9 protein-coding genes are annotated in these 24,625 nt (G+C 63.1%); 3 read left to right on the top strand and 6 right to left on the bottom strand.

The window, feature by feature from the left end; genetic code table 11:
- Nucleotides 1–118: 118 nt before the first annotated feature.
- The 3 genes from AC6I6S_RS17065 to AC6I6S_RS17055 form a co-directional block, all read right to left on the bottom strand.
- Nucleotides 119–814, bottom strand: coding sequence for a glycerophosphodiester phosphodiesterase (locus AC6I6S_RS17065; protein ID WP_497951815.1), 696 nt, complete (start codon nt 812–814; stop codon nt 119–121).
- 155 nt (nt 815–969) lie between these two features.
- Nucleotides 970–1,650 (bottom strand): NTP transferase domain-containing protein, encoded by a 681-nt coding sequence (locus AC6I6S_RS17060; RefSeq protein ID WP_497951814.1) that lies wholly within the window; start codon nt 1,648–1,650, stop codon nt 970–972.
- A complete protein-coding gene (locus AC6I6S_RS17055) occupies nt 1,638–2,624 on the bottom strand; it encodes a CDP-glycerol glycerophosphotransferase family protein (RefSeq protein WP_497951813.1) in 987 nt (328 codons plus the stop codon). The genes AC6I6S_RS17060 and AC6I6S_RS17055 overlap by 13 nt, the downstream gene beginning before the upstream one ends.
- A 586-nt stretch (nt 2,625–3,210) precedes the next feature.
- On the opposite strand from AC6I6S_RS17055, the gene AC6I6S_RS17050 reads away from it, so the two are divergent.
- A complete protein-coding gene (locus AC6I6S_RS17050) occupies nt 3,211–4,191 on the top strand; it encodes an ROK family protein (protein WP_497951811.1) in 981 nt (326 codons plus the stop codon).
- A gap of 21 nt (nt 4,192–4,212) precedes the next feature.
- On the opposite strand, the gene AC6I6S_RS17045 is transcribed toward AC6I6S_RS17050, so the two are convergent.
- From AC6I6S_RS17045 to AC6I6S_RS17035, 3 genes are all read right to left on the bottom strand, one after another.
- Complete coding sequence (locus AC6I6S_RS17045; RefSeq protein WP_497951810.1) at nt 4,213–6,177, bottom strand: bacterio-opsin activator domain-containing protein; 1,965 nt, start codon at nt 6,175–6,177, stop codon at nt 4,213–4,215.
- 236 nt (nt 6,178–6,413) lie between these two features.
- Nucleotides 6,414–8,435: a histidine kinase N-terminal 7TM domain-containing protein gene (locus tag AC6I6S_RS17040; protein ID WP_497951809.1), complete on the bottom strand. Its 2,022-nt coding sequence runs from the start codon at nt 8,433–8,435 to the stop codon at nt 6,414–6,416.
- 226 nt (nt 8,436–8,661) lie between these two features.
- A complete protein-coding gene (locus AC6I6S_RS17035) occupies nt 8,662–9,471 on the bottom strand; it encodes a winged helix-turn-helix transcriptional regulator (RefSeq protein WP_497951808.1) in 810 nt (269 codons plus the stop codon).
- Nucleotides 9,472–9,644: 173 nt separating this feature from the next.
- On the opposite strand from AC6I6S_RS17035, the gene AC6I6S_RS17030 reads away from it, so the two are divergent.
- Together AC6I6S_RS17030 and AC6I6S_RS17025 are read left to right on the top strand one after the other, a co-directional pair.
- A complete protein-coding gene (locus AC6I6S_RS17030) occupies nt 9,645–10,757 on the top strand; it encodes a hybrid sensor histidine kinase/response regulator (protein WP_497951806.1) in 1,113 nt (370 codons plus the stop codon).
- Between the two features lie 1,315 nt (nt 10,758–12,072).
- Nucleotides 12,073–24,519 carry a right-handed parallel beta-helix repeat-containing protein gene (locus AC6I6S_RS17025; protein ID WP_497951805.1) on the top strand — a complete coding sequence of 4,149 codons (12,447 nt, stop codon included), beginning with the start codon at nt 12,073–12,075 and terminating at the stop codon, nt 24,517–24,519.
- Nucleotides 24,520–24,625 lie beyond the last annotated feature (106 nt).

Below are 24,625 nucleotides of genomic sequence, written 5' to 3'. Positions count from 1 at the left end.
GGAACGCTTCGCTCTGTCGGTCACTGCGGGCCCGGGTCTGGATCCGCGAACGATCAGAATAGAGCGGTCAGCATCGCGCGTCGATGGCCACGGTTTCCGCTGAACGGACACTGCCAGGTTACAAGGAGCCGGAGGGCTCGCAGCGAGGAGCGGGAACGATGTCATTGCGGTCGGCGGTGACGCCGTCGACACCGGCCTCGCGCAGGGCTCGAACGTGCTCGGTCGTTCGCGCCGCCTTCCAAGCGATGACATCGAATCCGTACCCGCGAGCGGCGGAGACGATATCCGTCTTGGTGCAGAGATCGTAGTGGGGAAACACGTGCGTACAACCCAGCTCAGCCGCCCGCGAGAGGTTCGTCTCGGGCGCCTCTCCGAAGAGGAGGCCGCGGGGAACGTCGGCGCCGTTTGCCGTCACTTCCGCCAGCGCCTCGGGCAGAAACGACGAGATGCGCGTGTCAACCCCGGCTTCCCCTGCGAGCCCCAGCGTATCGGACGCGAGGCCCGTTTCTTTCAGCTCGATCTGAACGGTCACGTGTTCGGGCACAGCTTCCAAGACCGTCTCAAGGCGCGGAATCGATTGGTCCGAGTCGAGTACCGTGAGCGTTCGAAGCGTCGACCAAGACGTCTCCGCGATCCGTCCGTTCGCCTCGGTGACGCGGTCGAGCGTCGCGTCGTGAAACACCACCAGTTCACCCGAACCGCACCGACGAACGTCGATCTCGACCGCCGGTAATCGACGCACAGTGTTACGAATCGCAAGAAGCGTGTTTTCGGGGAACTGCTCCGCACAGCCACGATGGCCAATGATCTCCATCTACCGGATTCCCACCACCCACTACAGATATATGTTGTGTTTCATGGTAGCGTTTGTCAGTACCGGTGAACGTGTTCGACGGCAGAGTATCGTGCCACCGGAGCGCTTTCGAGGCCGGACTCACCCTGGTGTCCGCCTGGCTCTCCGGTCACGCCTCACGCACACCGGATTCGGTCGGACGCGAGCCACTCGCAGAGTCGATCGAGATCGGCCGGTCGATTGAGTTCGATGTGGCGCTCCGGCGGGATCAACAGCGGGCGGGTCGGCGTCCGCGGATAGACGCAGGGGTACCACTCGTGCAGTCGCTCGCTCAGGATCCGGATCGCCGTCTCCCGGTGGGTGCGGCTCACGATCCCGAAGCCGGCGTGGCGGTGGCCTTCGATCAATCCGTACGCCGTCACCTGCCCCGTGTCGTCCCACCGAATCGCCGTTTCCGAATCCTGTATTCCCGGAACACAGCCCACGATGTTGAGACGGCCCCTGAGACCGTCGAACTGGTCAGTCAGTCGACCGAGTTCGCGCTCGTCGACGAGCACGTCGCCGTTTATCACCAGCAAGTCGTCGTCGACGCGTCGCAGCGCGAAGAGCAACGAGGCGGCGTTCTCGTACCGGTCCCACTCCTCGAGAACGAGCGGTCCGTCGGGGTCGTACCTGTCGAGAACCCTCCGGTGGTGGTAGCCGAGCACCACGCGCGTCCGCCGGACGTGGGGCTCGAGCAGCGAGCGCTGGCGGTCGTACAGCGTTCGACCGTCGATCTCGAGGAACGCTTTGGGGACCTCGGCGGTGTAGTCCCCCATTCGCCGGCCCCGACCGGCGGCCAGAATCACGCCCTGCATTCGAGCACCTCCGTAGCAGCGCGTTCGCCTGCTCGCCCGTCCATCGGAATTCCGAGGACCTCGAGCCACGATGCGCGCCGGCGTCTCACGGCGTCGGGCTCACCGTTTCGGTAGAGGTCATCGATGAGCGCGAGATCGAGCGCGTCCGTCGTCACGCCGATCCGAGGGACGTCGCGGTCGGGTGCGTCGATATTCGTCAGTTGAACGAGTGGTCGCCCGGTGTGGAGCCACTCGGTGATCGACCCCGAGTAATCAGAGATCAGGACGTCCGAGCGGCGCATGCTCTCGGTGGGGGTCGTAGACGTATCGAAGGTGACGTTCGGGAGCTCCGCGATCCGGGCCCGACAGTCGCGAGTGACTGGTAGGCCCGGCCCTTCGCGCCGATCGGTCGGATGAGGGCGAAAGAGGAGTTCGTACTCCGTCTCGGCAAAACACTCGATAACCGAACGAGCGGTGTTCGCGTACGCGCCTCGGCCGACCAGGTAGTTCGTCGGCGCGTAAAGCACGCGACGCTCGCGGGGTGGGGGGCTGCCGACGAGTGCGTCGGCTTCCGGGATGCCGACGACGGCGACCTTTACGCTCGCCGGAGCGGCCGCGCGGTACGCTGTCGCCCATCTTTCGCCGGGCGCGAGTGCGACAGCGACGAGGCCGAGAATCGTGTCCGCCGTGACGGCGATCTCGCCGCGGCCGACTGACGCCCCGTGGCGCAGGTGAACGAGCGGGTACTCTTCGTGGAACGTGAATCGGTCGATCCCGAACCGATGGTTGTAGACCACGACGGCCGGATCGACCGCCCGAACGTTGTCGTCGACTGCGCCGGGATCGTCAACCTCGATTTCGTCGATCAGCGCGCTACTGCCGCGTGCGTCCGCTCTAACTGGGATGAACGCCGAGTCGGCGTCCACGTGTCGGTCGATCGCTTCGAACGTCTTCCGCATGAACGGACGTTCGATGACGTACAGGACTTCTACCATCTGTGCCACCTTGCTAGAAGAGCAGCGGCGTGCGCAGCCAATCCGGCCGTTTTCCGAAACGACAGCCGACCGTTCAACTAGCATACCACATAAGGGAAGTTCCGTATTAACGTTTGCAGTATATCCGATTACAGTATCGAACAGATTACAGAATCGACCCCATTTAGATATGCAGGCGAGCGGGGGGAATCTATCGGGAGTCCCTCCTCGAAAGGCCAATTTTCGATCGAAACGACCGACAAATCGCAGTCCTCACCTTCGTCTCCGCCGTCGCCGTGTCGTCTCTCGCACCACCGGAACGGTCTAGCTACGGCGAGTCAGTTAGTCTGTACTGAGCGTTATTCTATTTCTTGTCCCGATCGAACGTGGAAAGTCGAACGCTCAGCAACAATGTTAAACAAGGCAATGAACGGGGTAGTTCTGGTAGTCACATTTTACTCGAGATAGAACACACAAGGATGCTGGTTTTAATTCACTAGCGAGCAGTAGGTATGAACCCAGAGAGGCAACCATCTGGCGACTAAGAGATGCCTAAGGTCCCGATTGCAGGTTCATTACTATCCGTGCGGTACTCTTCGATTCGAGCATGGACCTCGTCGCGCTCTTCGGTCTCGGGAGCACGAATTTTCACTCTACTATCGGAACGCCTGCAGGGGACTTCGTAACCGATATTTCGACGGAGCCCACGGAACCGCACCGACTCGCAGAGCAACTGCTCGAGCGACTCGAGGAACTAAAGCGAATACGACCGCTCGACGCGGTGGCGATCTCCGCGCCGGGGCTGGTCGATCCCGAAGCGGGGTGCATCCGGAAGTTCGACACCGCAGACGGAGCGTTTATCGACCGGATCGATCTGCGCGAGCCGATCGAGCGGGCGTCCGGCCTCCCGGTGTATCTCGAGAACGACTGTTCGGCCTCGGCGCTCGGGGAGTGGTACTTCGGGCGGCGCACCGAACAGGACTGTGTCCTGCATCTCACCTTCGGCACTGGAATCGGCGGCGGCGTCGTCGAAGACGGTCAGCTACTGCGAGGCGAGTCCGGCCAGGCCGGCGAGTTCGGGTTGCTGTCGGTCGATCCGGACAGCGACCTCGAGAGCGGCGGGGTGCCCGGCGCGTGGGAGGCGTTCTGTTCGGGTCGGGGCATCCCCCAGTACGTCCACCACCGTCTCGAGCGAGAGGACTGGGGGGCGACCGACAGCGAACTCGCACGACGGGCGCTCGCACCCGACGATGCCATCACCGCCCCGGACGTGTTCGCCGCAGCCGAGGCCGGCGACGAGTTCGCCCGGACGTGTCTCGCACAGATTAGCCGGTACAACGCCGCCGGGATCGGCGCGCTCTGTAACGTCTACAATCCGGGGCTGCTCACCGTCGGCGGCGGTGTTGCGCTCAACAACGAGAGCTGGCTGCTGGACGGACTCGCCGAGGAACTCGCCGAGTTCTGTTTCGTCGAGCCACCGACACTCGAGATAACGCCGCTTGGCGAAGAGGTCGGGCTGTACGGGGCGCTAGGGACCTACCTGAACCGCGCCGAGGGGGTCGTCCACTCCCCGGTTACGTCGACGTGACGCGCCGGTCCTCGTGACGTCTCACTCTTCGGTGTCGTTCGTTGTCGAATACATCTCGTCGAACACCTTCAGCTGAGCTTTCCGCAGGTGCTGGTGGAACGTCGGCGGGGCGACGTCCATCGACGTCGCGAGTTCCTCTCCGGAGGTCTCGCGGGGCCACTCGAAGAAGCCGGCGTAGTAGGCGGTGTCGAGGGCCGCGCGCTGTCGATCGGTGAGATCCGAGACGAGTTGTCGGTGAAGGCGCAAGGGGTCGTCGCGGGGCCGCGTAATCTGGCGGCGGCGCAGCATCGTGACCTGACTGTGGGCCGCCTCGATAGCGTCGGTGACCCGGCGAACATCGGCACTCGGCGGAAGATGAAGCGTGAGTCGGTAGGTGTCGCCGTCGATGACGCCGCTGTCGATGTACCCCCCCATTGCCGTTACGACCGATAGCACCGGTGGCTCAGCCAACCGGAGCTCAAAACGGACGGGATCGTCTGTCGAACGAACGGAAACCGACACCCAGTGTGGGAGTTTTTCGGCGAGATCGGAGATGGTGTCGATTGCGTCCGGAGTCGCCGTCCCGTAGTAGAGGAACTCGTCGTCGCTCGCGGGAACTGCGTGCTCGAACGTGATCGTCCCCTCGAAGTCGACCGCCGTTTCGAAGTCCGAAAAAACGTCCTGGATCTGGAACTCGAGTTCGACGAGGTCGTCGCTGAGTAGCGCCTGTTTCCGCTCGGCGGCGGCGATGGCGTGACCGATTATCTCCCCGACCTGGGCGATCAGCTCCCCCTCCTGGCCGTCGAACGCACGTGGCCGGTCCGCATAGACGTTCAACACGCCGTAGACGGTTTCCTCGTGGATGATCGGGACGGCCGCAGACGAGCGAAAGCCGTACTCGCGAGCGATCTCCCGCCACGGTTCGTACTCCGGATCCTCGAGGACGTCCCGACTCGCCTGTACCTCGCCGGTCCGGAACGCCCGCCCGGTGGGCCCCTCGCTGCGCTCGTCATCGGGATCGACCGAGATCGTAACCCCTTCGAGATAGTCCTCTACGCCGGCCTCGGTTCGCATTCGCACCCGCTGGCTGTCGCCGTCGGCGTCGCCGATCCAGGCGAATCGGTAGGAGTCGGAGGCCGCGAGATGCTCACAGACCGTCGCCTCGATCTCTTCACGCGTCGATTGGTCGATAACGGCGTCCGTGAGCTCCCTGACGACCTCGTTGAGGCTGTTCAGGGCCAGAAGCTGCTCGCGCTGGTGGCGCAGTTCCTGTTCGCCGTCGACGCGTTTGTACGCCGCTGTCGCGTTCGTCGCCAGCAGTTCTGTCAGCTGGCGGGTCTCTTCGTCGATGCCGTCGACCTCACGCGAGCCGGCGATGAGGATCCCCTCGGCGTCCAATGGGACGAAAACTCCGGCTCGCATCTCGGTCGTCTCCGGGGACACCTGCAGGTGTGACGACTCGAGGACGTCCTCGTAGTAACGGGGCTCCCCGCGGGTGAAGACGGAGCCGGCAATGCTGCTGTCGTCGGGCGCAAGCTGGGGAAACTCACCGCGCATAAAACTCGCGTCAGCGGACGCGGTGGTGGGAACGAGGCGGTCGCGGTCGGCGTCGTAGCAGTAGACCACGACGCCGGGCAGGTCGAGGACCTCACTCGCGGTGTCGACAAGCGCGTCACTGATCGCCGATGTACTCCCAGCGGTGAGGAAGCGACGCGAGGACTCGTAGAGGGCACGCAGACGGTCCTCGTCCGGTTGTTCGAGGTGATCCCGCGGGACGCTCCTCTCGGCGGGAGCCGCCCCCGTCGGTAGCCACCAGATACGACCGTGAGCACCGACCGATTTGCTCTCGAGGTGGCCCTGCTCGGCGAGTCGCTCCAGTCGATCGTGCGCGGTTTGGCGGGCAACGCCGAGGTGGTCGGCTACCTCGATCGTCGCCAGCGGCTCACCGGCGCCGCTGACGGCGTCGAGTGTCTCTCGAAGCACCTCTGACAGCGGTTCCGAGCCCATCGTTCCGTCTACGACGCCTCGGATGCATCAAAGTTCCCCCGGAATGACAATGAGCGCCGGTCTGGGTCGTTGATGCGAGCGTACTCTGGTGCGGAGGTCGAACCGGCCGGCGGGCGGAGACCGCGCCTCGAGTGCGACTGCAGATCGACAGGAGGCCAGTACTCGCCGCTCATAGCACAGCTTTGCGCGATTCGGGTATCCTTGCCCGGTTCTCGAAATTTTTGCAGGTCTGGTCACTATCGTTCCCGATTTTCCAATCTGCTCCCGTCGAACTCGATTTCGAAGCGAGCACCGCCGTTGGCGCTCTCGGTGACGCCAATCCGCCATCCGTGGGCCTCGATCACGTCGCGGACGATCGCGAGGCCGAAGCCGGTCCCGTTCTCGCTCGTCGTCTGACCGCGTTCGAATACCAGCTCGCGATACTCCGACGAGATTCCGTCCCCGTCGTCCTCGACGACGAACCCCGCGTCCGTATCGCCTTCGAGGTGACTCACCTGGACCGTCACGGGGGCGTCGTTGTGCTCGACGGCGTTCCGAAAGAGGTTCTCGAAGACGTGGAGCAACTGATCGCGGTCACCGACCACCGTCCAGCCGTCGGCGAGGTCACAGACGAGCGTCGCTTCCCCGACGCGGGTTGTGTCCCATGCCGTTTCTGCGACCGACTCGAGTTCGACCGGCGAGGGCTCCTCGAGGGTCGTCCCCGTCTGGGCCATCGTCAGCAGGCTCGTGATCATTCGGTCCATCCGGTCGTGAGCGTCGGTCACCGCCTGGAAATCGTCGGCGCTCGCGGATGCCTCGGCGAACTCCGCGTAGCTGCGGGCGATCCGCAGCGGCGTTCGCAGGTCGTGGCTGATCACGCCCGCGAACTCCTCCAGGCGTCGGTTCGTTCGGCGCAACTCCCGCTCGCGGGCGTTCCGGTCGGTAACGTCCCGGGAGTTGATCACGACCCCGCCGACGATGTCGTTCTCGAGTAAGTCGATTGCAACCCCTTCGAACACGACCCAGGACCCGTCTCGGTGGCGGAGTCGGTACTCGAAGCGCGTTTCCACGGTCGTTCCGTCTCGGAGGGCTGCGAATGCCTCGACTGCGTCCGCGCGGTCCTCGGGGTGGACGAACTCGAGCAGTGATTCACCGGCGAGTTCTCCCGGCCGAAAGCCGACCACACCATGTACCGAGGGACTAGTGTAGGTGATCCGTCCCGCCTCGTCGACGACCGTGATCACGTCGGAGACGTTCTCGATGAGCGCCTGAAAGCGCTTCTCGGCCCGCCGCTGCTCGGTGACGTCCCGGAGCATCAACACGACACCCTCGGTCCGGTCGTCGGCGAGGATCGAGACGCTCGCGTCGACGGTTGCCCCGTTTCGGGTGATCGTGAGCTCTCGCGTCTCCCCCTCGAGCAGTGGCCGACTCTCTGGGAGCACGGTGTCGATGTGGTTCCCAACGACGTCCTCGTCCTCGAGTAACGCTCGCGCCGCGGGATTGAGGTCGACGATCCGTCGTTTATGATCGACGACGAGATAGCCATCCTGCATGCCCTCGATAACGCGGTCGCGAGCGATCGGAACGAGGTCGAGCCAGCGATACCGATAGAGGGCGATGGCGATCAGGATGCCGGTCGCGCCGAACCCCCACACGGAGTAGTTGATCGCCGTCGTCTCGTTGAACGCGAGCACGTTCGCCACACCGGGGATCAACGGCGCCAGTACGACCAGCCGCGCCTGCTTGTGGTAGACGTCGCTGCCTCTGGCATCGAGGTACTCGAGGAAGAAGACGTAGATGCCCGCCCCCGAGAGCGACCAGTTGTAGAAAACGTACACCCAGTAGATGGTGTTCTGGTACTCCTCGACCGGGAGCAGCACTTCGGTGAACTGCATCGGGTCGTGCATCAGACTGTGAGCGGGGTTCGTCCACGTCAGGATGATCCACATACCAGTGATGGCGTAGACGACGCCGAGACGTCGGGGACGAAGCCAGTCCTCCCGGCCGGCGTAAGCCATCGCGAAGTGAAACAGTCCCGTCGACATGATGACCGCGCCGGAGTCGACCGTCTTCGCCAGCGCGAATCCGATCGTCGGATCGGTTTCGACGAGGAGCACCCCCTGGGGAATCGTCCACAGCGCAATCCCTGCGAGAAAGACCGCGAGCGGGACGACGTCCTCTCTCGAGCGCGTCCGGAGGATGTACCCGGCGAGACCGAGGTTCAGGAGTCCGACAACTACGAGACTGATCGCATGCCCTGTCGTGAACTCCTGTGACACACTCTGCTGAAAGCAGAGCGAAGTGAAATATATTGTGTCGCAGACTGTCGACCTGCCGTATCAGTTGGTGAGCCATCAAGACAGAGTATCGACGGGAGAGGTCAGTTCTGTCGAACGACTCGACACACTCGGTCTGTGTGTGAAGTGCCACGGGAACAGGTCCCGAGGCGACGACCCACGACGTTGGCCGTTGGTAGGCAGATTCGATGTAACGACTTCGTTTTTGTTACTCCTCCAGCTCCTCGAGTCGCTCCCGTTTCTCGAGGTACGTCTCTGTTGTCCGAAGCTGTTCGCGCGAATGCAACGACTCGAGCAGCGAGAGTTTTGCAGTCAACGCGGCGCGTTCACGCGCCTCGGCCGGCTCACCCTGGCGGCGCAGTTGCTCGTCGATGGCCTCGAGGACCGTCTCTCGGACGACCGGCTTTCGGAGCACGTCGTCGCAATCGATCTCGAGTAGATCGACGTCAGGACGGTCGCTTACGAGGACGATGGTTCGACAGGCCAGCCCGACGGTGTCCGGGACGCCCCGCGGGTCGACGCCGGGGAGGCCCTCGTCGAAGATGACGACGTCGGTCGTCTCCTCGAGGGAGCGCTCGAGTTCGTCGACGTTGTGCACACGGGAGACGGTGTAGCGGTCGGTCAGCCACGTGCCGTACATCCCGGTGATCCGTCGGTCGGCGTCGGCGAGCAGGACGCGCGGGTTCGCGGACTCGAGGTGACGCCGTCCCCAGCCCGTGAGCTCCTCGAAGATCGGCTCCATGTCACGGCCGGCCGCCGTGAGGGTGTACTCGACCCGCAGTGGGGAGTCGCTGACGACGCGCCGTCTAACGAGACCGGCGTCACACAGCGCCTCGAGCGTCCCGGAGAGTACCTTTCCGGAGACGTCGGGAATGGTCTCGAGCAGATCGTTAAATCCAAGCGGCTCGTGATGAAGGAGAACGAGCACGACGACGGGGTGCCACTTCCGCGAGAGCAACGAGAGAGCGTCGAGTGCGACGTGGTCGCCGGCCGAGATGCCGGTGTCGTGACCAACCATACCAATCGTTTTCGATGATCTAATATAACTGTTGAGCACACGTTCCGGTACCAGACCCTATTCAATCGCATGCTCACACTGGACAGCCGGCCTCGGTCGACGACGGTGCTCGGAGTGCCTCGGTCGCACAGCGTCGACAAATCGCGTGCCGTATTTCCCGTCGAGGTGGGAGCGTGACGGCTGCGACGGCCCGCGACGTCGACCTTCTCCTCGTTGAGGATACCCACGCCGACGCTCAGTTCGTCGAACGCCTGATCCAGGAGTACCAGTCATCGCTCGACGTCGACGGCAACCAGGGACCCATCGAGATCAGCGAAATCGTCCACGTCGACCGACTGGCCGACGGCCTCGAGTACGTTCGGACGTCGTCGCCGGACGTGATTCTCCTCGATCTCATGCTTCCCGACAGCAGGGGTCTCGAGACGGTCGACCGAATGGTCGCACACGCCACGGACGTACCGGTGGTCGTCCTGACCGGCCAGGACGGGACGGCCGCCGGCATCGAGGCGATTCAGCGGGGCGCACAGGATTACCTCGTCAAGGGAACCGTCACGGGAGAACTGATCTCGCGCACCCTGCGGTACGCTATCGAACGCGCCCGAAATCAGCGGACGCTCGTCGATCGGAACCACCGACTCGCGGTTCTGAACCGCATCGTCCGACAGGACATCCGCAACGACGTGAGTATGATCGTCGGCCTCGGCGACGGCCTTCGTACGCGGGTCGACCCGGCCGACGAGGGGACGGTCGAGACGCTCCTCGAGGCGGCCCACCACGCCGTCGACCTCACCGACACGGCGGCCGACGTGATGGACGTCCTCGCGAGCGATGACCTCGAGTCCCAGCCCCGCGATCTGGACGCCGCCCTCGACGTGGAAGTTCGGCGACTGCGCCGCGAGCACGACGTCGAGATCACCGTCGATCGCCAGATTGACGACGGCCCGATAATCGTCGCCGCCTCGCCGATGCTCGAGTCGGTGTTCGGTCATCTGCTCGCGAACGCCGTCGATCACTCCGATCGGGCGACCCCCCGAGTGACGGTCACGGTTACCACCGCGGCCGATCAGGCGATGGTCGAGATCGCAGACGACGGCGTCGGCATCCCCGATGCCCAGAAGGAGGTGCTCGTCGATCCCGACGCCCGCCTGGGCGCCCACTCGGGGATGGGTGTCGGCCTCTATCTGGTGACAAATCTGCTCGAGGCGTTCGGTGGGGGCCTCGAGATAGACGATAACCATCCGCACGGGACGCGGGTCACCGTCACATTGTCACGGATTCGAAAGTAATGTCCATCGTGAGGTTTTACCCCAGACAACTCTGTTGAAAGCCTCCGCAGATGATAAGTGCTGACTGCTGAATACAGGGGATGGATGCAGCACGACAACTCGCTTTATTTCTCAGGACTGGGTCTGAGCTACCCGGTATAGAACCTGCGAACTGAGCGCTGACTTCGCTCTCAGAGTGGCTGGAAGTATCTCTCAGAAGCGGTCAGTCTATACGCGGTACCGAACGCGAATTCCTGGGCAAGGACGGGTTCGTTACAAAGGATCTCCGAGTTCTTCGGATTCCCACTGGGCAGCGAGTCTCTCGGCTAACTCGGTCGGTCGGTGCTCGCTCACCAGATGGGTTTCGAGACTTTTCCCGGATTCGATCGTCTCATTACACAGTTCACAGAATACTGGGGCTTTGCTTGCCATGTTCCAGTTACGCTACAAACGCCCAAAAGCATCTCGTAGGAGGCGGGTGACTTGTGGCTGGAATTCGTTTTCCGCTGGGGGACAGCACTGGTCACTGTGGACGGAAACGAACAACTCTGATGATACCAACGATCGAGAGGTCCGGACTGACGGCGACAGTGCAAAAACGGGACTGATCAGGCGTCAGTGGCCGGTTCATCGGTATCGAGGACGTCATCGGTTATTTCACCGGATAAGTCCTCAAACTCCGTACTTCCACACGAGCACGCCTTTGGATTCCCGATCGGGCGAATGGTGCCGTCCTCGAGAAGTCGAGCTACGTACGCAGTTTCACAGTCTACGCACGCTGCAGGAATTCGTTCTGCTCCGTCGTGTGACACCATACTCTATGATACCCGTTCTGTGATTATTAGGGTTACTCAAGCAGAGGTAAATGTCGGACGTTCAGTATCCGCGGAGAGCGACCGTCAGATGCAGTCACGTTCAACTCGGAGTGAACAAAGTGGATATGATGGTTGTCCCGCCTGTACTGAGCGTTCGGCCCTTCGCACAGATTGCGCTCTACCAAGTGCCACATTTGCGCTGTCTATTCAGCAGAGTTGCAAAAACCCATTATCAGCCGAGAATCGTAACAGAGATGCCAGACAAACGCTGCAGGGAATAGAGCTCTGACTAACTTCTACCCCTGACCTGGTGAAATTCGCAGTTCGAGACTCCGAACTCCGGTTCGAAAAACCGAGTATTGGTTCGAGGTTACCTCGGGGTACCCTACTCGCTCACCCGACCGTTAGCGCGAGTATATAGAATCTGAGTGCGTGGATCGTTCATGAATAGAAGAGTTTCGGGGGATCTAGTACGTGTTCGGCTGTTTGCGATCGTGTGTTCGGTACTGATGGTGAGTTCGATGCTCGCACCTGTGGGGGTGGCGGCACAGCCAACTGGCGATTCGAATCTCGACTCGCAGTCGACAGCCAACTCCGACCTCGAGGGCTGTACCGTTGTCTCCGAAGGCGACAGCATACAGGACGTAATCGATGATGCCGCCCCCGGGGAGACGATCTGTATCGAACCCGGGACGTACACCGAGGAGGTGGTGATTACGACGGACGGGATTTCACTGGTCGGTGTCGGGGCAGAGAAACCGGTGCTCTCTGCGCCCTGGGGGGCGGACCGCGGGATACACCTCGATGGGGTAGAAGGAGTCACGATCGAAAATATCGCCGTCGAGCATTTCGACGAGTACGGTATTCTGCTCGCAGACGCGCCTGAAACTACGCTGACGGACCTCACCATCACGAACAATGGAGAAGCGGTGGCGGTTCAGGACTCCGATGACGTCCTCATCTCGGGAAGCGAGATATCAGGGCATACGGACTGGAACGCGGAGTCAACGCTGAGTATTTCGGACTCGGCGGGCGTCCAGTTGCGGGACAATACGATCACTGGCAACGGCTACGACATCTCGATTTCGAACGCCGATGGGCTGGTGATGGCGGATAACGAGTTCACCGACAATATGCAAAGAGACGGCACCCGCATCGTCATTTCGAGTTCTCTCGGCGTCACCGTCTCGGACAACATCCTCGACAATCAACGCGGCGGGATCGTACTCGAGGACGCGGCCGATGCCGTCGTCACGAACAACGAAATTACGACCATCGAGGAGTACGGGCTTCACCTGCACGCCTCGAGCGGGGCGTACGTCGAGAACAACACCGTTACCGACAGCGGTGCCGGAGTGGATTTCCTCCTCGAGTCCTCCGCAGACCTGACGCTCGCGGACAACACCTTCGACTCTGGGGTATTCTTCGACGGCGACGACGTTTCTCACTTCGACCACACGGTTTCGAACAACGCGGTCGGCGACGGAACGCTCTACTACGTCTCGGGGGCCGACGATCCGGCCGTTCCGGACGAGGCCCGCCAGGCGATCATCATCGACTCGAGCAACGTCGCGCTCTCGGACGAGTCGTTCGAGGACGTCGCCGCCGGCCTCCAGGTCGCGTTCAGCGACGGGGCGCAGCTCACCGACCTCGAGGTGACGAACGCTCACCACACCGGACTCCACATCGTGGGGTCGGACGCCGCGCTGGTCGAACGCGTCACGGCAACGGATAACGGGGTCACGGGGATTCACATCGCCGGGTCGACGGGAGCGCTCCTCGAGGAAAACACTGCCTCCGGGAACGGCGTCGGGATTCACGTCGCGAACGACGACGGGAGCATCGTCGAGAACAACGCGGCGACTGCCAACGCGGGTGACGGCATCCGCGTCTCCGGTTCCGATAGTACGGTAGTCGCCGACAACGACGCGGACGGAAACGACCGACACGGAATCGCCGTCTCGAACGGGTCCGGAGTGACGGTCTCGAACAACGACGCCGAGAACAACGACGAGGACGGCATCCACGTAACGGACTCCGATTCGGTTTCGGTGACCGGGAACGACCTCTCCGGGAACGGAAACAGCGGGATCGGAGTCTCCGACTCGGACGAAACTATCGTCGACGACAACGTCGTGACGAACGACGGCGAGACCGGAGTCACGATTGCGGACTCAGTCGGCGGGTCGGTGACGAACACGGTCGCGACTGGCAGCGACTACGGCATCCACGTCGTCGGCTCGACCGAGACAGCCGTCGAACACAACGACGTCTCCGACAACACCGAAGGGATCGTCGTCGAGGGCTCGAGTGCCGTCGACGTCACCGATAACGACGTGCGGGAGAACTCAGGCACGCTCTCGCAGGGGAGCGGGATCATCGTCCTCGAATCTCAGGACACGCGCGTGGAGAACAACCACCTCACCGACAACGACTTCGCGGCGATCATCGTCGACCAGTCGGACGGGATCACCGTCGAGGTGAACACGGCCACCGGCCACGAAGCCGACCTGATCCTCAAGGAATCGACGAACGCGGGCGTCTTCGACAATACGCTCGAGACCGGCTTGTTCATCGACGGCGAGGAACGCGCCCACTTCGAGCACGAGGTCGATGGGAACACCGTAAGTGGAGAGGAGCTGTTTTACGCGAAAGGCGCTGTCGCGCCTGAGATCCCCGACGAAGTCGCGCAGGTGATCGTCGTCGACTCGACGGATGTCGACGTCTCGGGCCACGATCTCGAGGGCGTGGCGGTCGGCATTCAGGTCGCGTTCAGCGACGGTGCGAAAATCTCCGAGAATACCGTTACCCACAGCACGCTAACCACCCAGCCGAGTGCCAGCCAGGCGTACATGATGACCCAGCCCGGCGGAATCACCGTTCGTGGCTCCGACGACGCCGCTCTCCGAGAGAACACGGTGGCGCAGAACGCGTATCACGGGATTCGTCTCGTCGATTCCCACGACGTCGAAGTCGACTCTAACACCGCGTCGGACAACCGGTACGGGATCAGCCTCCTCGAGACGGAACGGGCGCTGCTCGAGGCGAACACCGTCCTCGAACATGACCTCTCGAACCAGGGAGTCGGTATCGAGGTGCGATCCTCGAACGCCCCAGAACTACTGGGTAACGAAGTTCACCAGAATCGAAACGGAATCGAACTGTATGAGACGACCGGCGGACTCATCGAGAACAACAACGCGACGGCGAACAGCTACGGTCTCTACGTGCGCTCGTCGAGCGGAACGGACGTCCTCGAGAACACGGTGACGGACAACAGCATCTACGGAATTTTCGTTACCGGTGATTCGAACGAGGTTATCGTCGAACGGAACGTCGTCGAGGACAGCGGATGGAGGGGAATTCTCTTTTCGGGTTCCTCGGACGGCGGAGCCCCTAACGACGGCATTATTCGGGAGAACGTCGTTACGAATAGTGGTCACGAGTACACCAGTTACAGCTCGATAGGCGGCATTCAGATCGGCTCTGCATCAGGGGGCGTAAGCCGCCTCTCGAACACCAGGGTCGAAAACAACACGGTCGCAGGCAGTGCTGAAGACAATATCCTGGCGATTAACGCCCGTTCTCCGGTGATCGTCGACAACACGGTTACTGATGCGGGTGAAGACGGGGTTCGGGTCACGAGATCGGCGACAGCACCACGTGTTCAGGACGCGATCGTACGCGAGAATACGATTGCGAACAGCAACCGCTACGGGATCAGCGTTTCGAGTGCGCCTGAGGCATTGGTGCGTGAAAACGACGTCTCCGGCAGTGGAGAAGCCGGTATCCGTATCGCTAACTCGTGGGTGTCGTGGCAGGAACCATCTCAGGTCGTCTGGAACACCGTCACCGATACCGACGGCCACGGGATCGTCGTCTCGAGTCAGTCGGAGACTCGAGTCGAACACAACACTGCCTTCGGAAACCAGGCCGATCTGTTGCTCAACGAGGCGCCCGACAGCCGCGTGTTGAACAACGAATTCCAGACGGGCGTTCTCATCGACGGCGATGAAAAGGAGCACTACGCGCACGGTTTCACCGATACCACGGTCAATGGCGGCCACATCGCGGTTATGGACGGTGCTGACGACGACCCCATCGACGCTGACGCGACACAGCTCGTCTTCGTCGAGGCGGACGGCCTCGAGATCACGGGCGACGACGTCAGCGGGGATCTCGTATCGATGCAAATCGCACTATCCGAAGACGTCTCGGTAACCGACCTCGAGATCGCCGACGGGCTGGGTATCCACGCGACGCGATCGACCGGCGTCACCGTCGACGGCGCCACCGTTTCGAACGCCAGCTACGGTGGGGTGACGTTCGATCGGGCCGACTCGAGTGCGATTGCCAACAGCACGATCACCGACAATCGCGATCACGGAGTCGTCCTCGAGAATGCGAACGACGCGACAGTATCGGGCAACGTGATAACGGGTAACGCTGAAGCGGGTGTCTACGGACTCGTTCACGAGGACGCCGACGAGACCGGGATTACGGCCAACACGATAGAGGAGAATCGCGTCGGGATCGAACTCGAAGGAATACAGGACGGATGGGGAACCGCCTACATTCGAGACGTGACCGCCACTGACAACGTCATCACGAACAACGAGATCGGGATACACGCCCACTACCGCGTCGACAACGTCGACGTCCGGCACAACGAGATCTCGGGTAACGACGAGGGCGTCGTCTACGACTTCGGCCACGTCTCCTGGCCGATGGACGCCCGCCACACCTGGTGGGGCGATGCGAGCGGGCCGAGCGGCGACGTCGAGGACCCGGAAACCGAACGGCTGGCCGATGGATTCGGCGACTCGGTCGACCAGCACGTCCTATTCGATCCGTGGGACGAAACGCCGCCGGGTCCGACGTTCGAGATCGGCATCGACGACACGAACGCGCCCATCGCCGCCGGCGAGACGCTGACGGTCGACGTCACCGTCGAAAACCTCGCCGACGAGACGGACACCCAGACGATCGAACTGGTCGACTTCGACGGAGCCATCGTGGACACCGTCGAGGATCTGACGCTCGAGGGCGGGGGAACCGATTCGTTCACCCTGTCATGGGAGACACCCGCCGACGTCGTCGGGATCGACGAGATCACCGTCCGGAGCGCGACCCACTCGGCGACGGAAACGGTCGAACTCGAGCGACCCCCCGCCGAAGCGTTCTTCGACGTGACGATCGACGGAACCAACGCGCCCGTGAACGCGGGCAACGAACTCGAGGTCACGGCCACAATCGAGAACGTCGGCGACGAGGAGGGCACGCAGACGATCGCCCTCGAGGCCTTCGACGGTGCGGTCGTCGACTCCCGCGCGGATCTCACGCTGGGCGGCGGGGAGACCGAAACGGTTGCCCTCACGTGGGCGACCGGCGAAGCCGACCGCGGCCAGGGTGACGTGACCGTTCGAAGCGAGAACGATTCCGACACCGAGCGGGTGACGCTCCTCTCCGACGAGGCGATCGAAGTAGACGCGTGTACGGTGATCGACTCCGCCGGGAACTACGTGCTGACCGGCGACCTCGAGGACGACACGACCTGCCTCGAGATCACCGCAGACGACGTGGTTCTCGACGGAATGGGATACACCGTCCAGGGCGAAAATCTCGACGACGACGGAACCCAGTACGGGATCGCGGTCACCGGTGCCGACGGCGTCACAGTCAGCAACGTGACGGTCTCCGGCTGGGACGTGGGCCTGTACTACAACGAGGCCACCAACGGAGCCGTCAGCGACGTCGTCACCGAGCACAACGGAGCCGGGTTCAATCTCCGGGCATCCAACGACAACGACGTTTCGAGCCTCACGACCCGGTACAACGACAACCGCGGGCTTCAGGTCGGCTGGGGCGGCGGCTCGAGTCACGGCAACACGTTCACCGATGTCCACGCGCACGGGAACGAAATCAGCGGAAGTGCGTTCTATCCGGGTGCAGTACAGGTGACGTTGGGGTCGACGAACAACGAATTCGTCGGGCTGAACGCCTCCTCGAACATGGCCGGCCTGCGGACGACCGGCTCGTCGAACACGTTCACCGACGTCGTCGCCGACGACAACTCGATGTACGGGCTGAACCTCGAGAGCAACCAGGGCAACGCCTTCGAGAACGTCAGCGTCGCCAGAAACGGCTGGAACGGCATCATCGTCGATGACAGTAACGGTAACCTGCTGACGGACGTCACGGCCGTCGAAAACGACGGCGCCGGCGTCCTCCTCATGGGCGACACCCGGTGGAATACGCCGGTAACCGGCAACGTCTTCCACTCGGTGACCGCCACCGATAACGACGGCAGCGGGGTGCAACTCTCCGTCGCCGACAACAGCGAATTCCACGGCCTCGAGTTGCACAACAACGACGGTAGTTCGCTCAACCTCGCCAGCCGCTCGAGCGGGAACACGTTCACCGGTGTCGTGATCTCCAACAGCGGCTGGCACGGGTTCTTCGCCGGTCCGGACAGCCACGACAACACGATCACGGATCTCTCGGTAACGAACAGTGAGGCCGCTGGCATCGCCTTCTCGGGCGCCTCGGGGAACACCGTCGATACCGCGACGGTCACCGAGAGCGGCTCCGGATTCCAGTCGTTCCAGGGCGCGACGGACAACACCGTCTCGGATCTCGAGCTGGACGGCGTCACCCTCTCGTTCGAGGCCCAGGACGTTCAGGTCGATGTCGCCGACGAACCGGACGAGCTACCGGCCGACGTCCACCCGCTCGGAGCGTACGTCACCGTCAGCGCAACGGGAGAAGACGCGTACGTCAGCTCCCTGTCCGTCCACTACGATCCCGCCGACCTGGCCAGCGTCGACGAGTCGACGCTCGAGCTCTGGCGGCTCAGCGATACCTGGTCGGCGTCGGACGACGAGTCGTACGATTCGGGTGTAAACACGGCTGAGGGGTACGTCTACGCCACGGACATCGACGAGTTCGGCACCTTCGGCGTGTTCAGCGACGAACCGGACGCTGTTGCGGAGGTGACCGACGCTACCCTGGACGTCGACGAACTCGTCGCAGGGGAGTCCGCGACGGTCACGGCGACGGTCGAAAACGTCGGCGACGCCGACGGGAACGTCACCGTCGCCCTCGAGGTCGATGACGATAGCGTCACCACCGAAACGATCTGGCTCGAGGCGGGCGACACCCATCAGGTCGCGTTCACGCACGCGTTCGAGAACGCGGGGACGTTCGATGTGAGCGTGAGCGGCACCCACGCGGGGACGATCACCGTTCTCGAAGGTGCTGACATCTTCGTCTACGGCGGCTCCGTGAGTCACACAGACGTCGGCGTCGACGAGACCGTGACGATCACCGGCGACCTCTACAACGGCGGCGACGTCGCCGGCGACGTCACCGTTGCGCTGACGATCAGCGGCGAGCACGTCGACGAGGAGATGAGCCAGACGGTCACGGTCGAACCCGGTCTCGACCGGGACGGCGTTGAGTTCGAGTGGACGCCGACGGAGGACGCACTCCCCGACGACATCGACAGCGACGAGGTTACGATCACGCTCAACGGCCTTGTCGTCGACACCGTCTCGCTCGAGCACCGGTACTCGGATATTCAGGTGATCGCCGCCTCTACCTCCGAAACAGAGGTCGTCGGGGGCAACGAGTTCCACGTCGTCGGGAGCATCTACCAGGCAGGCACTGTCGAGGGGCCAGAGGAGATTACGTTAACTGCCACCCCGACCGACGGCGGCGACCCGATCGAACTCGGCAGTCAGGACGTGACGCTCGAGCCCGGCTTCTACCACCTCGGCGCGCTCAACATCACCGCCTCGTTCGAACCGGACGACGCCGGTTCCTACGACCTCGAGCTGGGCGACCGAAACGCCGGCACGGTCGAAGTCGAACCTGCAGAGTCGGATATCCAGGTGATCGCCGCCTCCGCCTCCGAGATCGAACTGGTCGAAGGCGAGGAGCTGTCCGTCGTCGGCAGCATCTACCAGGCCGGCAACATCGAGGGAACGGAGGAGATCGAACTCACCGCCACGAACACCGAAACCAACGAGACGGCGGTCGTGGGGAGTCAACAGGTCACGCTCGCACCCGGCTACTACCACCTCGGGGCGCTCAATATCACGTACGCGCCTGCCGAAGCCGGCACCTACGACCTCGAGTTAGGCGACCGAAGCGCCGGAACGATCGAGGTCGCCTCCGCCGAATCGAACATCAGCGTGATCGCTGCTGGCGTCTCCGAGGTCGAGGCGGTCGAGGGAGAGGAGTTGTACGTCACCGGAAGCATCTACCAGGCTGGAAACGTCGACGGGCCCGAAGAAATCGAGCTCACTGCCACGAACGTCGACACCGGTGAAACCGACGTTCTCGGCAGCGAAGAGGTGACGCTCGAGCCCGGCTTCTACCATCTGGGCGCGCTCAACGTCTCGTTCACGGCCGAGCCAGGCACCTACGACCTCGAACTGGGCGACCGGTATGCGGGAACGATCGAGGTCGAACCCGCCGAATCCGATATTACCGTGATCGCCGCTTCCGTCTCGGAGGTCGAACTGGTCGAAGGCGAGGAGCTGTCCGTCGTCGGGAGCGTCTACCAGGCCGGCAACGTCGACGGCACCGAAGAGATCGAACTCACCGCCACGAACGTCGACACTAACGAAACGACGGTGGTAGGCAGCCAGGAGGTCACGCTCGAACCCGGCTTCTACCACCTCGGGGCCCTCAACGTCACGTACGTTCCAGAACCCGGTACGTACGATCTCGAACTCGGCAACCGCCACGCGGGCACGATCGAGGTCGAACCGGCCGAATCGGATATCAACGTGATCGCCGCCTCCGTCTCGGCAGTCGAACTGGTCGAAGGCGAGGAAATCCACGTCGTCGGGAGCATCTACCAGGCCGGCAACGTCGAGGGACCCGAGGAAATCGAACTCACCGCAACAAACGTCGACACCGGCGAAACCGACGTTCTCGGCAGTCAGGAGGTGACCCTGGAACCCGGCTTCTACCACCTCGGGGCGCTCAACGTCACCGCTGTCCCGGAACCCGGCACCTACGACCTCGAACTGGGCGACCGGTACGCCGGGACGGTCGAGGTCGAACCCGCCAAATCGGACATCCAGGTGATCGCCGCCTCCGCCTCAAAGGTCGAAGTCACCGCCGGCGAGGAGCTGTCCGTCGTCGGGAGCATCTACCAGGCCGGCAACATCGAGGGAACCGAGGAGATCGAACTCACCGCGACGAACACCGACACCAACGAAACGGCGGTCGTGGGGAGTCAGCAGGTGACGCTCACACCCGGTTACTACCACCTCGGCGCGCTCAACATCACGTACGCACCCGACGAACCCGGAGAGTACGATCTCGAGCTGGGCGATCGAGGGGTTGCGACGATCGCTGTCAACGAGATCGCCACCGACATCCAGGTGATCGGATCGTCGCTCTCGGAGGCGGAAGTGGTCGAGGGCGAGCCGGTCCACGTGACCGGAAGCGTGTATCAGAACGGCAGCGACGAAGCGACGGAAACCATCGAGCTTACCGCGATCAACCAGGAGACCGGGGAGAGTGAGGTAGTCGACAGTCAGGACGTGACGCTCCAGCCCGGTTACTACCACCTCGGCGCGCTCAACGTGACGTTCGTTCCCGACGAAGCCGGCACCTACGACCTGGTTCTCGGCGACAGGGACGTCGGCACGGTCGAAGTCGAACCTGCAGAGTCGGATATCACCGTAATCGCCGCTTCCGTTTCGGAGATCGAACTCGTCGAAGGCGAGGAGCTGTCCGTCGTCGGGAGCATCTACCAGGCCGGGAACATCGAGGGGACCGAAGAAATCGAACTCACCGCCACGAACACGGACACCGGCGAAACGGAGGTTGTGGGTACGCAGGACGTCACGCTCGCACCTGGATTCTACCACCTCGGTGCGCTCAACATCACGTACGCGCCCGATGAGGCCGGCACCTACGACCTCGAGCTCGGCGACCGAAGCGCCGGCACGATCGAGGTCGAACCTGCCGAATCGGACATTACCGTGATCGCCGCGGGCGTCTCTGCGGTCGAACTCGTCGAAGGGGAGGAGCTGTCCGTCGTCGGCAGCATCTACCAGGACGGTACTATCGACGGACCCGAGGAGATCGAACTCACCGCCACGAACACCGAAACCGGTGAGACGATGGTCGTGGGGAGTCAGGAAGTATCGCTCGAGCCCGGATTCTACCACCTTGGGGCGCTCAACGTCACGTACGTTCCAGAACCCGGAACGTACGATCTCGAGTTGGGCGATCGATACGCTGGGACGGTCGAGGTCGAGCCCGCCGAATCCGACATTCAGGTGATTGCCGCCTCCGCCTCGGAGATTGAACTCGTCGAGGGCGATGAGTTACACGTTGTCGGGAGCATCTACCAGGCCGGAAACATCGAGGGAACCGAGGAGATCGAACTCACCGCGACGAACACCGATACCGGCGAGGCGACGGTAGTGGGAAGCCAGGAGGTGACGCTCTCACCCGGGTTCTACCACCTCGGAGCGCTCAACGTCACGTACGCGCCCGATGAGGCAGGTACCTACGACCTCGAACTCGGTGACCGGTACGCCGGGACGATCGAGGTCGAACCTGCCGAATCGGACATCCAGGTTATCGCCGCCTCCGCTTCCGCGCTCGAGGTCGCCGAGGGGCAGGAGTTCCACGTCGTCGGGAGCATCTATCAGGCCGGCACCGTCGAGGGGCCAGAGGAGATCGCGTTGACCGCCACTCCGACCGGCGGCGACCCGATCGAACTCGACACACAGACCGTCGAACTCGCACCCGGCTTCTATCACCTCGGCGCGCTCAACGTCAGCGCGGCGATCGACGAACCGGGAACCTACGACCTCGAACTCGGCGACCGGTCCGCCGGGCAACTCGTCGTGACCCAGGCGACCGTCGAACCGACGATCGTCGCCGTCGAGGGCTACTCGAGCGCGAGCGAGTTCGTCACGACCGACGGCGACGTCCTCGAGACCGACGGATCGTTCGTGTACGCGAGCGACGAGGCCACCGTCGAGGTGGCCGTCGAGGCCGATCACCCGATCGAGGAGGTGGCGGTGCTCGTTAGCTCGCTCGAGACGACCTACAGCATCTCGGCCAAGGCGACCCTCGAGGGCGACACCTGGGTCGCGGACATTCCGGTCGCGGACATCCCCGACGACGGCCGCTACGAACTGACGGCCGTCGCCGCCGACGAGCGCGACAACGGTGGAATGGTCCAGGCGACCGAAACGCTCGTGATCGACCGCGAGGAGCCCGAGATGGCCGTCACCATCGAGGACGTCGACAGCGATTCGGCAACGATCGTCGTCGAGAGCACCGAACCGCTCGAGGAGGCCCCCGACGTCTCGGCGACCATTCAGGAGCCCGACGGCACCACTACATCCGCCGGGGTGACCGTAGAACCCGCGACGGGCGACGCGACCCGATTCACCGGAACCCTCGGGTTCGAGGACTCGGGTAATTACACCGTCACCGCCGTCGGAACCGACCTGGCGGGCAACGAGGGAGAGAGCACCGCCTCCGTCGTCATCGATACGCGGTTCACGCTCAGGGACGGCATAATCGAGATCGACGCGACGGGAACGACCGTCGAGTTCGACGTCGCCGACGACGCCGATGAGGCGATCAAAACCGAGGAGCTGTTCGTCGCCCTCTCGGAGAACACGGTCAATCCGAACCTCGAGGGAGGCCAGCTCGGCGCCGGCTTCCTGACGGCCGAACTCGATTCGTTCATCGACCACCAGTTCGAACAGGGAACGATCGAGAGCGCGACGATCACGCTCGCGGCCGACGAGGACGCCCTCGGCGGCGCCGACGTGAACGATGCGTCGCTGCACTACTACGACGACACTACCGGCGCGTGGGATCCCGTCGACTCGAGTGTGACGTGGGACGGTGGTGAGCCGTTCGTCACCGCCGACGTCACCGGCTTCTCGACGTACGGCATCCTCGTCATCGACGAGGCGCCGCCGGTACTCGAGGACGTCTCACCCACCGACGGTGACACCCTCGCTGCGGGTACCGACGAGACAACCATCGAGTTCGAGTACGCGGACGAACTCTCCGGGATCGATCTCGGCTCCGTCACGCTGTCGGTCGACGGCACCGACGTCACGACCGCGGAGACGACCCAGATCACCTCGACGAGCGCCACTCACACGATTGCCGTCGAGGACGGCGAATCGTACGTCGCGACGGTTACCCTCGCCGACGAAGCGGGGAACGTCGCAACCTACGGGACGACCTTCGAGGTCGAGACGGCCGATGACGGCGGCACTTCGCCGCCGGACCCGGACCCCGAGCCGAAACCCGATCCGGACCCGGATCCCGAGCCACAACCAGATCCGGAGCCGATGCCGGAAGTCTCGGTGGTCACCGTCAACAGTTCACCGACCGCAATCGCGCCCGGAGAAACGGTTACCGTCACCGCGACGCTCGAGAACACGGGCGACGCGACGGGAACGTCCAACCTCACGCTCCAGAAAGACGGGGACATCGTCAACGCTACGACGGTCACCGTGGCCGCGGGCGAAACCACGACCACCACGCTCTCACACCGGTTCGACGAGCCAGGTGCGTACGAACTCGAGCTCGCCGAGACGGTCTTCGACGTTACCGTCAAGATGCCGTGTGATGAAACAGACGACGCTAAACCGGGAGCTGGCGACTGTGACGAGGAAGACACGGATTCGCCGCCGAAAGCGTGCGATGATGACGATACTGCGGTCGACGACCCATGCGGTGATGACGGCGACTCCGACCCCAGTGACGAAACCCCGTCCGAAAGCGACGATGCGGCGGACGATCCACGCCCCACCCCGGACGATTCAGACGAGACCGGTGCGGGTGGCACTGCCGACGACGATGCCGATACCATCCCCGGCTTCGGCGTCACCGTCGCGGTCATCGGACTCATCCTCTACGTGATAGTGCTCAGCCGCCGGGGCCCCCGCTCGGCCCAGTAGGACGTCGTCGCGACCACCTTTTGGAACGGTTCGCTGTCTCGATGTACTCGTGGATGAGTTCGACGAGGATATTAGTTCGATCTTTGTCAAAAAGAGCGGCGATTGC

The sequence above is a fragment of the Natrononativus sp. DTA114 genome, assembly GCF_059736515.1.
The sequence above is the reverse complement of the archived record's forward strand: the minus strand, read 5'-3'. Positions and strand labels throughout refer to the sequence as shown.